Origin of the sequence: Pseudomonas sp. TH34 (assembly GCF_016650865.1) — a bacterium.
GTDB classification, from domain to species: Bacteria; Pseudomonadota; Gammaproteobacteria; order Pseudomonadales; family Pseudomonadaceae; genus Aquipseudomonas; species Aquipseudomonas yamanorum.
Genome location: NZ_JAEKFB010000026.1, coordinates 18,492 through 33,609, shown reverse-complemented (window position 1 = coordinate 33,609; position 15,118 = coordinate 18,492). Strand labels below are relative to the sequence as shown.

The 15,118-nt window shown below is 58.9% G+C and carries 17 protein-coding genes; 8 read left to right on the top strand and 9 right to left on the bottom strand.

From position 1 onward, the window contains the following. Window position 1: 1 nt before the first annotated feature. Window positions 2-865, bottom strand: coding sequence for a 4-hydroxy-tetrahydrodipicolinate synthase (dapA, locus tag JFU58_RS20545; RefSeq protein ID WP_201141986.1), 864 nt, complete (start codon window positions 863-865; stop codon window positions 2-4). 292 nt (window positions 866-1,157) lie between these two features. Then, window positions 1,158-2,126, bottom strand: a complete 969-nt coding sequence (locus tag JFU58_RS20540) for an alpha/beta hydrolase fold domain-containing protein (RefSeq protein WP_201141984.1) — start codon at window positions 2,124-2,126, stop codon at window positions 1,158-1,160. A 106-nt stretch (window positions 2,127-2,232) separates the two neighbouring features. On the opposite strand from JFU58_RS20540, the gene JFU58_RS20535 reads away from it, so the two are divergent. Then, window positions 2,233-2,712, top strand: a complete 480-nt coding sequence (locus tag JFU58_RS20535) for a VOC family protein (RefSeq protein WP_201141982.1) — start codon at window positions 2,233-2,235, stop codon at window positions 2,710-2,712. Between the two features lie 13 nt (window positions 2,713-2,725). Here the strand turns inward: JFU58_RS20535 and JFU58_RS20530 are convergent, their stop codons facing one another. After that, a complete protein-coding gene (locus JFU58_RS20530) occupies window positions 2,726-3,889 on the bottom strand; it encodes a GGDEF domain-containing protein (RefSeq protein ID WP_201141980.1) in 1,164 nt (387 codons plus the stop codon). A 70-nt stretch (window positions 3,890-3,959) separates the two neighbouring features. Further along, complete coding sequence (locus tag JFU58_RS20525; RefSeq protein ID WP_177026104.1) at window positions 3,960-4,580, bottom strand: LysE family translocator; 621 nt, start codon at window positions 4,578-4,580, stop codon at window positions 3,960-3,962. 239 nt (window positions 4,581-4,819) lie between these two features. On the opposite strand from JFU58_RS20525, the gene JFU58_RS20520 reads away from it, so the two are divergent. Next, on the top strand, window positions 4,820-5,386 hold the full coding sequence (locus JFU58_RS20520) for a hypothetical protein (protein WP_201141978.1): 567 nt from the start codon (window positions 4,820-4,822) through the stop codon (window positions 5,384-5,386). A gap of 176 nt (window positions 5,387-5,562) precedes the next feature. Here the strand turns inward: JFU58_RS20520 and JFU58_RS20515 are convergent, their stop codons facing one another. Together JFU58_RS20515 and JFU58_RS20510 are read right to left on the bottom strand one after the other, a co-directional pair. Further along, entirely contained in the window at window positions 5,563-6,708 is a 1,146-nt protein-coding gene (locus JFU58_RS20515; RefSeq protein WP_201141976.1) for a serine hydrolase domain-containing protein, read from the bottom strand. A 71-nt stretch (window positions 6,709-6,779) separates the two neighbouring features. Then, window positions 6,780-7,847: a fatty acid desaturase gene (locus JFU58_RS20510; protein ID WP_201141974.1), complete on the bottom strand. Its 1,068-nt coding sequence runs from the start codon at window positions 7,845-7,847 to the stop codon at window positions 6,780-6,782. Between the two features lie 318 nt (window positions 7,848-8,165). Between JFU58_RS20510 and JFU58_RS20505 the strand changes: the two genes are divergently transcribed. Next, complete coding sequence (locus tag JFU58_RS20505) at window positions 8,166-8,729, top strand: recombinase family protein (RefSeq protein ID WP_201141972.1); 564 nt, start codon at window positions 8,166-8,168, stop codon at window positions 8,727-8,729. A gap of 42 nt (window positions 8,730-8,771) precedes the next feature. On the opposite strand, the gene JFU58_RS20500 is transcribed toward JFU58_RS20505, so the two are convergent. Further along, window positions 8,772-9,830 carry an NAD(P)/FAD-dependent oxidoreductase gene (locus JFU58_RS20500; RefSeq protein WP_201141970.1) on the bottom strand — a complete coding sequence of 353 codons (1,059 nt, stop codon included), beginning with the start codon at window positions 9,828-9,830 and terminating at the stop codon, window positions 8,772-8,774. 12 nt (window positions 9,831-9,842) lie between these two features. Further along, window positions 9,843-10,379: an AAA family ATPase gene (locus tag JFU58_RS20495; protein ID WP_201141968.1), complete on the bottom strand. Its 537-nt coding sequence runs from the start codon at window positions 10,377-10,379 to the stop codon at window positions 9,843-9,845. Window positions 10,380-10,500: 121 nt separating this feature from the next. Between JFU58_RS20495 and JFU58_RS20490 the strand changes: the two genes are divergently transcribed. Both JFU58_RS20490 and JFU58_RS20485 read left to right on the top strand, forming a co-directional pair. Further along, window positions 10,501-10,872, top strand: a complete 372-nt coding sequence (locus JFU58_RS20490; protein ID WP_063029703.1) for a hypothetical protein — start codon at window positions 10,501-10,503, stop codon at window positions 10,870-10,872. 45 nt (window positions 10,873-10,917) lie between these two features. Then, window positions 10,918-12,048, top strand: coding sequence for an epoxide hydrolase family protein (locus tag JFU58_RS20485; protein ID WP_177071540.1), 1,131 nt, complete (start codon window positions 10,918-10,920; stop codon window positions 12,046-12,048). On the opposite strand, the gene argC is transcribed toward JFU58_RS20485, so the two are convergent. Then, window positions 12,032-12,964 carry an N-acetyl-gamma-glutamyl-phosphate reductase gene (gene argC / locus JFU58_RS20480; protein ID WP_201141966.1) on the bottom strand — a complete coding sequence of 311 codons (933 nt, stop codon included), beginning with the start codon at window positions 12,962-12,964 and terminating at the stop codon, window positions 12,032-12,034. The genes JFU58_RS20485 and argC overlap by 17 nt on opposite strands. 112 nt (window positions 12,965-13,076) lie before the next feature. Here argC and JFU58_RS20475 point away from each other — a divergent pair, with 112 nt between their 5' ends. The 3 genes from JFU58_RS20475 (at window position 13,077) to JFU58_RS20465 (ending at window position 15,043) form a co-directional block, all read left to right on the top strand. Next, complete coding sequence (locus tag JFU58_RS20475; RefSeq protein ID WP_201141964.1) at window positions 13,077-13,961, top strand: LysR family transcriptional regulator; 885 nt, start codon at window positions 13,077-13,079, stop codon at window positions 13,959-13,961. A gap of 81 nt (window positions 13,962-14,042) precedes the next feature. Further along, the gene (locus JFU58_RS20470; RefSeq protein ID WP_063029710.1) at window positions 14,043-14,375 is read left to right on the top strand and encodes a DUF2388 domain-containing protein; all 333 of its coding nucleotides are present in this window, start codon (window positions 14,043-14,045) and stop codon (window positions 14,373-14,375) included. A gap of 41 nt (window positions 14,376-14,416) precedes the next feature. After that, window positions 14,417-15,043 (top strand): hypothetical protein, encoded by a 627-nt coding sequence (locus JFU58_RS20465; RefSeq protein WP_063029712.1) that lies wholly within the window; start codon window positions 14,417-14,419, stop codon window positions 15,041-15,043. Window positions 15,044-15,118: the final 75 nt, after the last annotated feature.

Genomic DNA, 15,118 nt, shown 5'->3' with positions numbered 1-15,118 from the left:
GTTATTCCCGCGCGGCTAATACGTGTTGCAACCGGCTTTTCAGCGCCTCACTCGCCCTCAACATCGGCGCCCGCAACTCACTGCCGATCAACCCTTCCATCGCCAGTGCCGCCTTCACCGGCGCGGGGTTGGGCTCCACGAACATTGTGTGGATCAACGGCAGCAAGCCGAAAAACGTCTCGCGAGCCGCCATCAATTGGTTATCCCGAACCTGCCGATGCAGCGTCACAAAATCCTCGGTCCGCACATGCGCCGACGCGGCAATCGCCCCGGTCGCTCCCAGGCACAGTGCGTTGAATATCTGCACATCCTCGCCACACAACACATCAACCTTCCCACTGGCCAGCAACGCCAAGGTGCTGGCCAGGTTGCCGCCGCAATCCTTGATCGCGACGATTCGTTCATGGGCAACGATGTTCAGCAGCGTCGCCTGTTCGAAGGCAATACCGGTGCGATAGGGGATGTCATACAGAATGATCGGCACGCTGGACGCATCGGCCACGGTGCGGAAGAACGCCTCGAGGCCCGGCTGGGACGGGCGGATGTAGCTCGGCGGCGGCACCAGCAAACCGGCCACCGGGCGCTTCAGGATTTCGGCCTGGAACTGCAACAGCTCAATCTGGTTATACCCCGCCAGGCCCATCACCACCTGCTGCGGCGGTACGAGTTCCAGGACGGCATCCAGCATCGCCAACTGCTCCTGGCGGCTCAGCGAGGCGGCTTCGCCGGTGGTGGTGCAGACCATGATCCCGGCCACGCCTTTTTCCAGCAGATGGCAGACCAGGCGGCGCAAGCCAATGAAGTCGATGGCGCCGTTATGAAACGGTGTAACGACGGGAACCCAGATACCTTGAAACGATGACATGCGCTTTCTCCTGATGGTTGACCGATTTCGTCACCGTCAGAAGGGCAGAGGGAAGTAAGCAAGAGGAGGGGGCCTTCGCGCTCAATGTCCTGTCAGCTCATCTGACGGGACAGCGCGCCCCGGTCACATGAGCGACTGTTTCTTCGATTTGAGGGCGTGCGCAACGCAACCTTGCGCCTTGGCAATCAAGCCAATGACGGAAAAGTTGAAGGTCGTTGCAGACATTGAGGACACACCCTGAAGAAGACGCTCATCTTTATGGATTATTACAGGGTGTGTCAACTCGCAGCGATCAGGCGCGGTTCAGCCAGTGGCGCACGAAACGTACCTGTTCCGCCGACAGTTCTGCGTCTTCCGGCGCGCCCATGAAACCGCCGTGGGGCATTGCTTCAAAAATATGCAGATCCACCGGCACCTCGGCCCGTCGCAGTGCGCGATGCAGGCGCACAGCGTTGGAGAGGAACAGGTCACGGGTGCCGCTTTGCACGAACGTCGGCGGGAAGCCCGCAGCGAAATCCCCGAACAGCGGCGACAGGTATGGGTGAGACAAATCCGCGCCAGCGGCGTACAGCAGGTTGGTGCTCATCAACGGGTTGGGCAGCACCACGTCGACGGTGCGGTTGACCTGGAAGCTGTCGCCCGATTCGGTCAGGTCCACTTCGGGGGACAGCAATACCAGCGCGGCCGGCAGCGGCAAGCCTTCGTCGCGGGCCCGCAGCACCGTGGCGGCGGCAAGGTTGCCACCGGCCGAGCGGCCGCCGATCACAATCTTGTCCGGGGTGTGATGCGCCAGTACGTGCCGGTAGGTGGCCATGCAGTCATCGAGTGCCGCCGGGTATGGGTGGTCAGGTGGCATGCGGTAGTCCACGCCGTAGCAGGTCACGTTGTGCAGGTCAGCGTGTTTGCCGGCGGCGAGGCGGGCGTTTTCGCCGCCGCCGAACACCAGCGCGCCGCCGTGCAGGTCGATATAGGCGAACTCGGCCCCGTATGACGGTGTCGCCCGGTACACGGTGGCGTCTTCCACGGTGAATGGCTCAACGTGTTCTGCCGTCTGTCCCACCTGTGACGCTGCGTACTGTTGGGCGACTGCGGCTTGCATGCGTCGCCAGCCATCGTGGTCATCGGCGGCGGGCAGGGTGTAAAGGCTGTTCAGCGGTACGCCCTCGTCATTCACCGCGCGACGCAACATTGCTTGGGCCTCGGGACTGATGGATTGCGGGACCGGGACTGTTCGCGGGTCGATCCTTACACCGTTACTCATAATCTGCACCGTTGGGGTTAAAGCGGGGGCGTGCCAGGAAGCGAACGCATTCTTGTCGGTAGCGGTACTACACTGCAAGTCCGAACCTCCACGTTGGAGAACACTCATGCTCAGCAAAAACACGGTGTGCCTTTGGTACGACGGCAGCGCATTGGACGCTGCCAACTTTTACGCCAAGACCTTCCCGAACAGCGCAGTGACCGCAGTCCATCATGCGCCCGGTGATTATCCCGCCGGCAAACAGGGCGATGTCCTGACCGTGGAGTTCACGGTCATGGGTATTCCTTGCCTGGGGCTGAACGGCGGCTCTGGCGTGCAGCACAACGAGGCGTTCTCGTTTCAGGTGGCCACCGACGACCAGGCGGAAACCGACCGCTTGTGGCACGCAATTGTCAGCCATGGCGGCCAGGAAAATGTCTGCGGCTGGTGTCAGGATAAATGGGGCGTGCGTTGGCAGATTACCCCGAGGGTGCTGAGCGCGGCGATCACTAATCCCGACCCTGCAGCAGCCAAGCGGGCGTTTGACGCGATGATGGGAATGACCAAGATTGATGTCGCGGGGATTGAGGCGGCGCTTAAAGGTTGACGCGCCGATTGAGTCAATCAGCGCTCACCGCAGTCCGGTCCACCAGACGAATACGGTTGCGTCCACCGCGCTTGGATTCATAAAGCGCTGCGTCGCCTTGCTCGATCAAGGCGGCAAGGCTCGCGGGCGGCGCGTCGAACAGGCTGGCGCCGATGCTCAATGTCACCGCCTCGGGCGTGGCGAACGCCTGTGAGGCGGTTTTATGAAACTCTTCACGTAGGACGCTGCCCAGCGCGACAATGCGCGCGTTCGAGGTGTCATTAAGCAGGATCACGAACTCGTCGCCGCCCAACCGCGCCGCCAGCGAATCATCGGGCAACTGCGCGCGGATCATCTCGCTCAGCGCCACCAGAAGCCGGTCGCCTGCGGTATGGCCGTACAGGTCGTTGATCAGCTTGAAATTGTCGATGTCGATCAACAGCAGGGCACCTGGCCGGGACTGCGAGACCTTGCTCAGCAGGCTCGGCGCCCGCATTTCAAGGGCGCGGCGGTTGTACAGCGCGGTCAACGGGTCGCGGGCGGCCAACCGTGCAATCTGTTCCTCACGGCGGTAGCGCTCGGTGCCGGTCATCGACAATGCAATCAGCATGATCGCCATGGCACCTTCCACCAGCGACACCTGAATGATCTCGCCACGAAACGCCGTCAGGTCGATCAGCGTACCCGGCACGATCGCCACCAGCGACTTGGCCAGATAAAACAGCCCGTGGGCCAGCAGCACATAACGCAGCTGCACCGCCCCTACGCTGAGTGACCGGCCATGGGGCCGCAGCAGGAAACTGGCCCGCAGGGTCGGCAGAGCAACCAGCAGCGAGTTGGCCAGCAGCATGGCCTTGGACCACGACTGTCCTTCCGGCAACAGCAGCATGGCAAACCAGGCCACGAAGATCAGGCACCAGGCGCGAGACAGGCGCACCTGAGTAAAACGCGCAACGCCCAGCAAGAACAGCCAATGAGCGGTGATCAGCAACCCGTTGGCGAACCAGATGCCGATCAACACCAGGCCGCTGGCCCGCAACAGCGCCAGGGTGCTGCCCACGCTGATGATGGCGAAACCGGCGGTCCAGTACAGCAGCGACGGTTCGCGAACGTTGCGCCACTCGACCGCCAGGTACAGCGCGGCGGCGCCTGCCAGGGCGATGGTGAGGACCAGTATGGTGATGGGGTCGAGCGCCATGGGCGAACTGGCCTGCCTGAGTTGCGGTGAGACGGCGATTGTAAGCGTTTTGGCCAGTTTTTCGCAGTGCTCAGGCCTTGCGCGCCATCAGCAATACCGTCGCGGCGGCCGACAACAACCCCGCACAGCACCGGTTGAAAATCCGCTTGCCCCGAGGCTGCGCGAACCAGCGGCGCATATGCAAACCCATGTAGGCGTAGGCGCTGATGGCGACCCATTCCAGGGCCAGGAACATCGCCCCCAGCAGGGCGAATTGCGGTGTGATCGGCTGTGCCGGGTCGACGAATTGCGGCAGGAAGGCGGTAAAAATCAGGATCGCCTTGGGATTGCCGGCGGCCACCAGGAACTCCTGTCTTGCCAATGCCCACAAACCTGCCTTGGGCGCTGTCGACTCAGCCTCCGCCTGCGGATTGGCCCGCCACAGTTGATACGCCAGATAAAACAGATATGCCGCCCCCAGGATCTTGATCCCGTAGAACAACAACTCCGAGGTTTGCAACACCACCGCCAGCCCGGCGGACGCGAGGGCGATCATCCCGGCAAAGGCCAACAAGCGCCCGACGCCCGCCAGGCACGAAGTACGGTAGCCGTAGCGGGTGGAGTTGCTTACGGACAGCAGGTTGTTCGGGCCGGGCGCCATGTTCAGGGCGAAGCAGGCCGGGAGGAAGAGGGTGAGGGTGGCGAGGTCCATGAGGGCTCCGGCGGGCGTTGGCAGGTAAGGCCACGAGGATAAGGGATGTGAGGCGGTTGAACAATTTGCGCTGATGGGTAGAACCGATGGTGCTCTGGCCATGTCTGTGAGTCGTGGGTAAATAGATCGGTCACCATGACGCTCATTCGTTAATATGCCCGGCATGCCAATCGGGTAAAGGAAGTTGGCGTGAAGCACGAAGCGCTTTTCCCGGGAATTAAAAATAGAGTAGGCAGGGAATGGAATATCCTTCATTTGAAAACAAATCAAAGAAAAGAACCTTGTTGTTGGTGGTGTGTCTGGTATTTGGAGCATGGATTGCTTATATGCTCTGGGCCGGTCGCATTGTAATGCGAACGGTTTTAATGCCATCGATTCCCGAGTGGACGACCTATATAGTCATTGGTTGTCTGGTTGGACTCTTTTTTGCTGCAAGGGCCACCTACTATCGTCCGGCTGTAAGAAACCCGAACCGTGTTGGAGAATCTTTTTTTGGTGGTTTTTGCCTGGGTCTGATTTTGTCCTTGCACAGTTATGACGTCGTTACGTACCTGTTGCCCGGCGACATTGTTCAGTATGCGTCACCTTACGAGCTGGTTACTCCGGGGCCCTACGTTGGAAAGTTCAGTCGTTGTGAGGCGGGTCTGCGGATTAAGGATTTAAAGACTGAACGCTGGGTTGAGCTTTGTACCACTCAGTCGGAATTCAACGATCAAAGAAAGAAAGGCATGAATGCAGTGTGGGTGACTGCCCATTCAAACAAGATAGGTTCTTATATCGAGGGGTATGAATTTATTTATAAATAAATCATGTCGTCGTTGTACCAGCCTTCGTTCATAAGCCAATGACTCATTGTTGGCCGGGAGGGGAAGGTTTCGGTTTGCCATCAGCAACTTGTGTTTTGCCACAAACTTGCTGCGTTGCATTCGGCAGTATTGCGCCCCCTTGAAAGCCTCAGATGAACAGATCCGCCCCTTGCCTCTCAAAGCGCCGCATAGACAAGGGATGAAAGTCGGCGTGGGCGTGGATCAATCATCGAATGGCTGCCCGAAGTCGTGGTGACAAAACCGAAGCTCACTTGTTTTTCGGGATCAGCGAAACTGATCGGGCCACCAAGCCCGATATGGCCAAAGGTGTTCGGGCCCATTGCATGGGAAGCCGTCGGGTCGCGTTGCTGCTCGAGCATGCAACCCAATCCATAACGCATGGGGCGCATCCATACTCGATCCATGCCATGACTGTGCTCACGGCTGAATTCAGTAAGCAGTTCGGGACCGATAAAGTTTCCTGCCATCAATGCACTGTAGAAACCGGCCAGGCCGTGAGCCGAACCGTGTCCACATACGGCGGGTTGCCGGTAGGCCCACCAGCGCGGGTCACTGGTTCGTCTGGGCACCATTCCGGGGTTGGTGAAGGCGAGTGTCGCGATATGCGACGGCTCGTTTTTCACCACGGTTCGCAATGCCTGCGAGTAAGGATCACCGACCCGTCCGGTGGCACTGTCGAAACGCGCGATACGATGAAAGTGTTCTTCGTCCACGCCAAGGTGCACGTCCAACTCATGGGGATCCAGAATCTCTTCGTGGATAAACACACAGGGATCGCGTCCGTCCACCCGACGAATCAATTCACCGAGAATCCAGCCAAACGTGGTGGTGCCGTACCCCAGGTCTGTTCCCGCTTCCCACCAAAGCGGCTCGGCCTCCAGCACCCGCAGCATATGTTCCCAGTCATACATCATCGGGTTATGGTCGGGTGCTCGCAGCGCCGGCAGGCCTGCGGTGTGGTTCATCACCTGGCGCAAGGTGACCCGTGCTTTCCCGCCCTGGGCGAATTCAGGCCAGTAACGGGCCACGGGCGCATCCAGCTCCAACTTGCCGTCCTCGACCAACATCAGGACGGCCACCGCGACGTAGGGTTTTATAACGCAAAAGGTATTGGCCAGCGTATCGCGGGTCCAGGGCTTCGTGCCTGCCAGATCCGCCATGCCCGCCCAGAGGTCGACAACGGTCTCTGCGCCTACCTGCACGCATAGGCCGGCCCCACGTTCCTGCGGATCATCAAACATGTCCTCGAAGGCCTGCTTGACCGCTTCAAACTGCTTCGCACACATCCCTTGCGCTTTCATACCTCAACGTCCTCGTATTTAAAGTGTGGCCCTTGATACTTGCCGAACACCGATAATGGTTGTCGGGGAATTCACCCACGAGACCGAGTTTGGGAGTGCTCCACGGAGAAGCGGTTCGCTCGCTTGTAGGTGCCGAAGTCATTGAACCTGACACCGGCCTGGGCCATGACTTTATGAGCATAAGGTGCCGTCATCTGACGCAGATAAAACGGGTCTCTCACCACGAAGTGATGGATGCTGTGGGTGCTGCCAAAGTTGAAACAGAACAACTGGAAGGGCCACAGCCACCAAGGGTTCATCACCTGGGTTTGTTGTAATGCGTTACGCGGGGCAACATCGCCGTAATAGTGCATGTTTGAACTTATAAAAAATAGGCAGAACTGCCGTATCATATTGGGCGCTATAAGAATAACTACTGCGCTATTAACGATATCCATTAATTCCAGCGTCGTGGCAGAGCTATGAACCTCCATCCCAATCATTGACCCTGACCAGACATACAGGTGGTAGCCGAGGAACACATACCAGCACCCCCAATACAGAAGCCCGAATGGTGTATTGAGCCGAATAATCTTGCCTAACAATTTTACCTTTTGCCGCCATCCCGGGGCAAAAATCGCATTTAGAAAACCAAATACAAATCCGTCCACCAGTTTCAATAATCGCAGTATTCCCCAAGGGCTGCCGCTCGTGGTGATCCAGGCTTCAACATCAGAATCAGTTCCGGACTCCTTATGGTGATGAAAGTGCAGATTACGTCTTAGCCACGGGCTGGGCATACCCGGGCGTGCCAGCCAGCAGAAGAGCATCATGGCATTATGGGCCAGCGGCTGTTTTCTAAAATAAAGGCGATGAATCAGGTCGTGTTCGATTTCATGAATGAACGAAGTCAGCAGCGCATTGACCAGAATACACATCCATGCGGGGATAAAACCCTTTATATAGAGCCCTCCCGTAATGACCATCCCTATCAGGGAGAACGCCATGACACCCGTGCCCAGCGCATCCTGGTGCTGCAGGATCGGATAACGCTTTCGCAGGTAGTTTCCATGGTCCGTAATGCTCCGAGTTACCTTATCAATCTTTTCCTGATCGGTAGTTGGGTGATCAATTTCGATGGCGTTTTCCAAGACCTTCATCCATTCATCCTCTGATTGCATTGGGAAATTACCAGCCGAGTGAAGCCGGTCAAGTCAATTGTTTGAGCTATAAAACAGTAGTTATTCATATTCGCCTCCTTGAATTACTTGCGTCATCCAAGAAATATGAAATCGACTTTTTTGCGAAAAGCTTGTTAGAATTCCAAGCTTCAAAATGATAAGGCAAGTTCAACTCTTTGCAACTGTGTATTTTGGGTGGGGTCAGTGTTACAAGTATCGGTGTAAGGGTTTGATAATTTAGTTACAGTTTGTACAAGTATAAAAAAGACTCTGTACAAGTATTGCCAAGGAGGCACCATGAGATTGCATCGCATCAAATATTTTCGGCGTTCCCTACAAGCGTCCGAGGGCGCTATAGAGACAATAACGAGCGATGATGTATTTGATGCCGTGTTTTGCGATGAGCCGGCAGACAATGCCGCGAATCCCGCGGGCCAGGAAAGGCTACTTCGCTACCTGCAGTGTGGAGATACCGTGGTAGTGGACAGCATGGCCTCCCTCACCTCCAGTACGGAGCAGCTGTGCACCCTCATTCGCCGGCTGATTGAAAAGCAGGTCACGCTGGAGTGCTTGAACGAAAACCTGATTTTCCGGCATGACTGCCTTGAAGTTGTGGAGTCCATCATTGCGGTGATGGAGCTGATTGCAGAATTCGAGCGCGCGGCGATGAGGGAAAAACAAGCGGCAGGCATTGCTACTGCAAAGGTCCGGGGGATGTACAAGGGCCGCAAGAAGAAACTGTCTGACAATCAGGTTGTAAATCTAATTGACCGGGCCGGTGCTGGAGAAAGTAAATCTAAATTGGCACGTGATTTTGAGATCAGTCGGCAGACGCTTTATCGGTACCTGAGATCTAGATAGGGCATCTTCAGGTAGCGCGCGGGAACGGGTGCCAACAAGCCCCTACCGTTGAAAAAACCTGTCAGGACGACATGGCCCGAAAGCGGCGCAGGTCTTGCCATCAGTGATTTCTTCACTGGCAAGACGGCCCACTATTGCGGCCAGCGCAACCCCAGGGTGCATCACACATACGTACACGTCCTTGACGTTGGGTAGATAACCAATGATGGGGATGCTGTCTGCGGGGATGGGCCTGAGTCCGATACACGCCAACTGCGGCTCAATCGAACCAACTCCATGGAACTCGTGCCGAATGGCGTTGGCCGTGCGTAGCGCGATCGCCATCGGCTGGTTTTCCACGGCATCGCCCAGGTAATCCTCTGCCGCCAGCAACGTACCGTCGGCCGCTTGCCTGACTTCCATTTCCGGGCTGGAGATAAGTGTCTGCACCAGGTTGGATTGCGCGGTGTAGCGGATGAAAATGGAGGGCGATGCGTGTATGGGAAGGGGTGCCCCAAGCATGTCTGCCAGCGTCGAGATGCCCGTCCCGGCGGCCATTACCACAACGTCGGCATCGATGATGCCCTTGGCGGTTTCGACGCCCGTCACCCGGCCATTCGCGGTTTTGAAGCCGAGAACCCGAGTTTGTGTGTGTACCTTCGCGCCCAGTGCCTGGGCGCCAGCGACCAACGTATGGGTGGCGTGCACCGCATCCAGGGCGCCTTCTTCGGCGACATACAGGGCATGTTCGGGAGGGTTTCTCAGGTTGGGCTCAAGGTCGAGAATCTGCGAGCGCGACAACCGGTGCGCCGAAGGTTGCTGCAACGCCCTTGAGTTCGCGCCGTAAGACAGGGCGCCTGTCCAACGAATGTTCAGGCCCGGCAGTTGGGTTTCAAGACGGTGATAGTCGTTGACGGCCTCACCACGCAAGGCGGCGATCGGGTCCGGCCCTCGGTGTGAAGTGGTGATCCAGGCAAATGAAGTGGCCGTCACGCCGGAGGCGACTTCTGCAGCCTCGACCAAGGTCACGCTCGCACCTTTGACGGCAAGGTGATACGCCAGGGAAGCGCCGACGATGCCTGCGCCAATGACCACGACGCGCTTTTCTCCTTGCTCTTTCATATCCTGCTCCATCTATTCAAAGCAGCCTGCAGAGGCTGCGGGCAAACCGTCGAGGAATTCGGCGATCTGCTGGCCACCGCGCAAGTGCACCACGGGCACCAACGGACCTGCTGCCAGGCGCACCGCCTCGATACTGGGCCGGTAGCTGCGATCAAACGTCCACACGTACTTCAGGAACGTCAGGAACTCCCGGTCGAGTTTCTCGGTACAGCCTGCGGGAATGTCCGGGCGCGGGCGGTTCAGCACACTGCGCAGGATCACCCGGCCGAAGCAGGTGAGCCGTGGCGTGTCGAGCCAGATGATCAGGTCGGCCCGGGGCAGGCGCAGGTCGAACGTGCGTCGAGCGTAGTTGCCCTCGCAGACCCATCCATCGGGTGCGACTGCGTTGCGAACCCGCGTTCGGAACTGCTCGGCATCGGGCTCGACCCAGCCGGGCGACCAGAACAAGGTGTCGAGGTGCACCACGGGCAGGCTCAGACGTTCGCCGAGGGCCCGAGCGAGGGTGGATTTTCCGCTGCCGGCATTGCCGAGAATCACGATGCGTTGCATGAGGGGCGTCCTGTCGCGGAAAAGCCCGCAATTGTGCAGGTTTTGCATGACCGGTTAAAGCCATATGCGGTAGGTTGACCACCCAGGGAACGGACCCTGTCGACCAAGGAAGCGCCTTCATATGCCAACCGCCTTTTCCCAAATCAGCGAACGCCTGAACAATCGCCGATTTGTCGTAGCGGGCAACACCCATGGACTGTCCGGTACAGGCACCGTGTTTGATTACCATGTTGACGCCAATGCCATCTGGGGAACTTACCAGGGTGGCCGGATTCGTATGGGTAATCAGGTCGGGCGCGCCACAGGGCCCGATACAATTGAGCTGCTTTATCAGTGCCTGACCACAGAGGGCGAGATTCTGGCCGGTTGGTCGCGGGGCACGGTAAGCGTTGATCACACCGGGCGGACCACCCTGGCCTTCGTATGGGGTTGGTTGTCAGGCGCGACGGGCGGCGGGGAGTCCAGCTATGTCGAGCTAGTCCCGGAGTCGTGATGGAGTGCGCTGGCAGCGTCCATGGAAACTCACCAGGAGCCCCCCATGATCTTGCCCTACACCATCAACATCCCCGACGAACGTCTTGCCGCCATCCGCGACAAAGTCGCCGCCTACGATTGGACCCAACTTCCCGATCTGGGCGGGTGGAAGTCGGGTGTAGGCGTCAGCGACCTCAAGCGCCTGACCCGTTACTGGCTTGAGTCCTACGACTGGCGCCAGGTCGAAAAACATCTGAATCAACTACCCAACTTCATCACCGAAATTGAGGGCGAGCATCTGCATTTCCTCCATGTGCGGGGGGACGGTTCCAAGCCGCCGGTGCTGTTGCTCCACGGCTGGCCAGGTTCGTACCTGGAGTTCGAGGCGTTGCTTGAGCCGCTGGCGGCTGACGGACACGATGTGATCGTGCCGTCGCTTCCGGGGTTTGCGTTTTCCAAGCCGATCACCGGCGTAATGGGTCCGCGCCGGGCTGCCGAACTGATGCACGGGCTGATGGTTCGTTTGTTCGGGCCATCCCGCTTCATCGTTCAGGGCGGAGATTGGGGTTCAGGCATCGCGGGCTGGATGGCCCATGATCGGCCTGAGGCGTTATTGGGGATTCACCTGAATATGGCCGACCTGCTGGCCAAGGGAACCGTTGCAACCACGGCTGAAGAGGAGGCTTTCGTCGCCCGGCGTAAAGTGCTGATTGACTGGGAAACCGGCTACAACCACCAGCAGGAAACCCGTCCGCAAACCCTGGGCGTCGCGCTGGCTGATAGCCCGGTGGGCGCCGCGGGCTGGATTCTCGAAAAAATCGGTACATGGGCCGATCTGCCCAGGACCGCTGACGGCAGTCCGGACCTCTGGCACACCTTTACCGAAGAGCAACTGCTCACCAACATCATGCTGTATCTCGCGCCGTCTTCCATGGTCACCGCGACGTGGATGTATCACGGCAAACGCCTGGAGGGCTCATCGAGATTCCCGGCCGGCACCCGCATCCAGGTGCCGACCGGATTTGCCGCCTTTCGCGACCCGGTGTTCGTGCCGCCGCCACGCTCATTTGCCGAAAAGACCTTCAACATCGTGCACTGGAGCGAGATGCCCGCCGGCGGTCACTTTGCGGCCTGGGAGCAGCCGGCGTTGATGCTGGCGGACTTGAGAGCCTTCATTGCTAAGGTCTGTGCTTGATCATCAAGTCCAGGTTTTGCACGGCGGCACCTGCGGCGCCCTTGCCGAGGTTGTCGAACACCGCCGCCAGCAGGACCTGGCCCGTCTCGTGGTTTTCACACACGATCAAACGCACATCGTCCGTGCCGTTCAGCGCTTGAGGATCGAGGTAGGTCAGTTCTTTGGCGGCCTGCATCGACAGCACCTGGACGTGATTCGTATCGCGGTAGTGCTGCGTCAGGCAGGCATGCAAGCGTGTCGCGTCCACGCCCGGGGCCAACAGCCGCAGTTGCAGCGGAATGGTCAGTACGATGCCCTGGCGGAACGCCCCGTAGGCCGGCACAAACATGGGCCTTTCCGTCAGCCCGCTTTGCAGCTGAATCTCCGGCACATGCTTGTGTGCCAGCCCAAGCCCATACACCAGGAAGGCGGGCGCTTGTGAGGCGTCGGCGCCCTCATGTTCCTGCACCCCGGCGCGGCCCTTGCCGGAATAGCCCGACACGGCATGAATGGTCGTCGGATAGTCCTTTGGCAACAATCCGGCCTCAAGCAAGGGGCGCAACAGTCCGATCGCTCCGGTGGGGTAGCAACCGGGATTGCTGACTCGCTGCGCCGTGGCAATGCGTTGCGCCTGTTGCGGGCTCATTTCGGCGAAACCGTAGGTCCATTCAGGGTGAGTACGGTGGGCCGAACTCGCGTCGATCACTCGCACAGCCGGGTTCTGGATGCTGGCGACGGCGTCGCGTGCGGCGTCGTCGGGCAGGCAGAGAATCGCGATGTCGCAAGCATTGATCATCTCGGCGCGCTGCTGCGGGTCCTTGCGGTGTTCCGGGCTCAGGGTGATCAGTTGCAGATCGGTGCGGTCGCGCAGGCGCTGATGGATCTGCAACCCGGTGGTGCCTTGGTCGCCGTCGATAAATACAAGAGGATTTGCCATGGGATGCACTCGCAGAGGAAATCAGGTGTTCCAATCTTCGGCGAGCCGCTAGGATAGGAAAAGTTGAATTTCCAAACGATGAAGTTCAGGTTTTCTGAATAAGGATTGACCCATGCGCGAAATCAGCCTGGACCGCCTGCGCACACTCGTGGCGATTGCCGACCTTGGTTCGTTCGCCGAGGCGGCCCGCATGCTGAACCTCGCGCCACCGACGGTCAGCCTGCACATTGCTGATCTTGAGTCGCGAGTGGGCGGCAAGCTGTTGTCGCGTACCCGTGGGCGGGTTCAGCCTTCGGCGATTGGCGAAACCCTGGTGGAGCGTGCACGCCGGTTGTTGGCGGATGCGGAACAGGCGCTTGAAGACGTGGAGCGTCAGGTGCTGGGTCTGGCAGGGCGGGTGCGTCTTGGCGCCTCGACCGGGGCCATCGCACAGTTGCTGCCGCAAGCCCTCGAGACCTTGAGCCAACACCACCCAGCCATCGATGTGCAGGTCGCAGTGCTCACCTCGCAGGACACGCTGAAGAAACTTGCCGAAGGCGCACTCGAAATTGGCCTGGTGGCGCTGCCGCAGGCGCCAGTGAAGGGTTTGCGCATCGAGCCCTGGCGGCGGGATCCGGTCATGGCATTTTTGCCGGCGCGCCGGGAATGCCCGGAAGTGGTGACACCTGCTTGGCTGGCCGCCCAGCCCTTGATTCTGAATGACACCACCACCCGGCTTTCACGCCTGACTTCGGAGTGGTTCGCCAGTGACGGGCATCAGCCCACGCCGCGTATTCAACTCAACTATAACGACGCAATCAAAAGCCTGGTGGCTGCCGGTTATGGCGCTACGTTGTTGCCCCATGAAGCGAGCACGCCTTTGCCTGACAGCCGGATCGTGATGCGTCCAATCCAGCCCTTGCTGTGGCGCCAACTGGGGATTGCCCACCGCGCCGGGGACATCGAGCGGCCAACGCAACATGTGCTGGATGTGTTGTGGGGGTTGAGTGCGGGGTAGCGCCTTAAAGTTGTGTGTACCGTGCGGGACGGGTAGCCTTGCGCCCCGATGTAACTAGCCATTTCAAGGAAGGAAGCGCGCGTGAGGATTTTTCAAGGAGTGATCGGGTTGGCGGGATTAGGCCTGTTGCTCGGTTGCAGCGTTGCCCAGGCTAAAGACGGTGTCTCCTTTGGCGACGATCCGCTTGGGTGGTCATGCCTGAAGTTCTCCACCTTCACCTTGCTGACTTCGGAACTGACCACCCGTCCCGGCAGCTTTCTTTCAGCCAAGAATGACGCGTTGGCGTTTGTAGGGTCCGAGGGCCAGATCCGGGGTGCGTATTTTGAGCAGGCGTTGCGGGATTTTCGCGGTGCTGGCGGTAACCCTGATGTCAGCGATGCGCAGTTTGCCGAGGCGGTGGCGGTGATTGAGTAAACACGTTTCAACCCTGAACTTGACCTGCTCATGGAGAGCTTATGCCATTTCGTAACGTCCTCGTTTTTACCCATCTCGCCTTAGCGCTGTTGCTTTCAGGCTGTGCAAACCCTCAGGTTACTGTCGCACCGGCGGCGCCCTTTGATCTTGAACCCCTGGGCCAGCCGCTGGCGCAGACCAGCGTCCGTACTGCGCTGATCGACCAGATCATCGTCAAGGACCCGGTGGTGATCTCATCGCAAAAGCCGGTTCTCGCGGCCTCTGATAACGATGCGCGCATCGCCAAACTACGCAAAGCAGACGGCGGCGCACTGCCTGACGGTTACTGGGCACTCTACAAACAAAACCTTGAAGCGATGCAGTACGACCTCAATCACCAGCATGACGCCGCCCGTGTGCAGTACGAGCAGACGTATCGTGACGAATTGAGCCGAGTCGATGACAGCACGCTGCAAGTCATGGCCACGGCGCCCAAGACGCTGAATGAGCAGACGCGGCGTCAGTGGAACGCCCGCATGGCCGATAGACTGTCGCAGTACATAAAGACCAGCGAGCAATCGCTGCGCGCCGCTGCCGATGCGCATATCAATCGCATGGCCTTGATGGACCGACAATACAACGTGTGCGCACGTAACCCGGAGTGCTGGGATGCGCCGGTTAAGAAGTAATGCGCTGTCCTTGACCATGACGCGCTGAATCATACGATTGGGCTATGAGTGCCTTAGTGACTCAGGAATTTACAC

What these genes read in the sequence shown, in the direction of transcription:
- dapA (WP_201141986.1), bottom strand. Translation starts at nt 865, where the DNA reads ATGTCATCGTTTCAAGGTATCTGGGTTCCCGTCGTTACACCGTTTCAT.
- JFU58_RS20540 (WP_201141984.1), bottom strand. Translation starts at nt 2,126, where the DNA reads ATGAGTAACGGTGTAAGGATCGACCCGCGAACAGTCCCGGTCCCGCAA.
- JFU58_RS20535 (WP_201141982.1), top strand. Translation starts at nt 2,233, where the DNA reads ATGCTCAGCAAAAACACGGTGTGCCTTTGGTACGACGGCAGCGCATTG.
- JFU58_RS20530 (WP_201141980.1), bottom strand. Translation starts at nt 3,889, where the DNA reads ATGGCGCTCGACCCCATCACCATACTGGTCCTCACCATCGCCCTGGCA.
- JFU58_RS20525 (WP_177026104.1), bottom strand. Translation starts at nt 4,580, where the DNA reads ATGGACCTCGCCACCCTCACCCTCTTCCTCCCGGCCTGCTTCGCCCTG.
- JFU58_RS20520 (WP_201141978.1), top strand. Translation starts at nt 4,820, where the DNA reads ATGGAATATCCTTCATTTGAAAACAAATCAAAGAAAAGAACCTTGTTG.
- JFU58_RS20515 (WP_201141976.1), bottom strand. Translation starts at nt 6,708, where the DNA reads ATGAAAGCGCAAGGGATGTGTGCGAAGCAGTTTGAAGCGGTCAAGCAG.
- JFU58_RS20510 (WP_201141974.1), bottom strand. Translation starts at nt 7,847, where the DNA reads ATGAAGGTCTTGGAAAACGCCATCGAAATTGATCACCCAACTACCGAT.
- JFU58_RS20505 (WP_201141972.1), top strand. Translation starts at nt 8,166, where the DNA reads ATGAGATTGCATCGCATCAAATATTTTCGGCGTTCCCTACAAGCGTCC.
- JFU58_RS20500 (WP_201141970.1), bottom strand. Translation starts at nt 9,830, where the DNA reads ATGAAAGAGCAAGGAGAAAAGCGCGTCGTGGTCATTGGCGCAGGCATC.
- JFU58_RS20495 (WP_201141968.1), bottom strand. Translation starts at nt 10,379, where the DNA reads ATGCAACGCATCGTGATTCTCGGCAATGCCGGCAGCGGAAAATCCACC.
- JFU58_RS20490 (WP_063029703.1), top strand. Translation starts at nt 10,501, where the DNA reads ATGCCAACCGCCTTTTCCCAAATCAGCGAACGCCTGAACAATCGCCGA.
- JFU58_RS20485 (WP_177071540.1), top strand. Translation starts at nt 10,918, where the DNA reads ATGATCTTGCCCTACACCATCAACATCCCCGACGAACGTCTTGCCGCC.
- argC (WP_201141966.1), bottom strand. Translation starts at nt 12,964, where the DNA reads ATGGCAAATCCTCTTGTATTTATCGACGGCGACCAAGGCACCACCGGG.
- JFU58_RS20475 (WP_201141964.1), top strand. Translation starts at nt 13,077, where the DNA reads ATGCGCGAAATCAGCCTGGACCGCCTGCGCACACTCGTGGCGATTGCC.
- JFU58_RS20465 (WP_063029712.1), top strand. Translation starts at nt 14,417, where the DNA reads ATGCCATTTCGTAACGTCCTCGTTTTTACCCATCTCGCCTTAGCGCTG.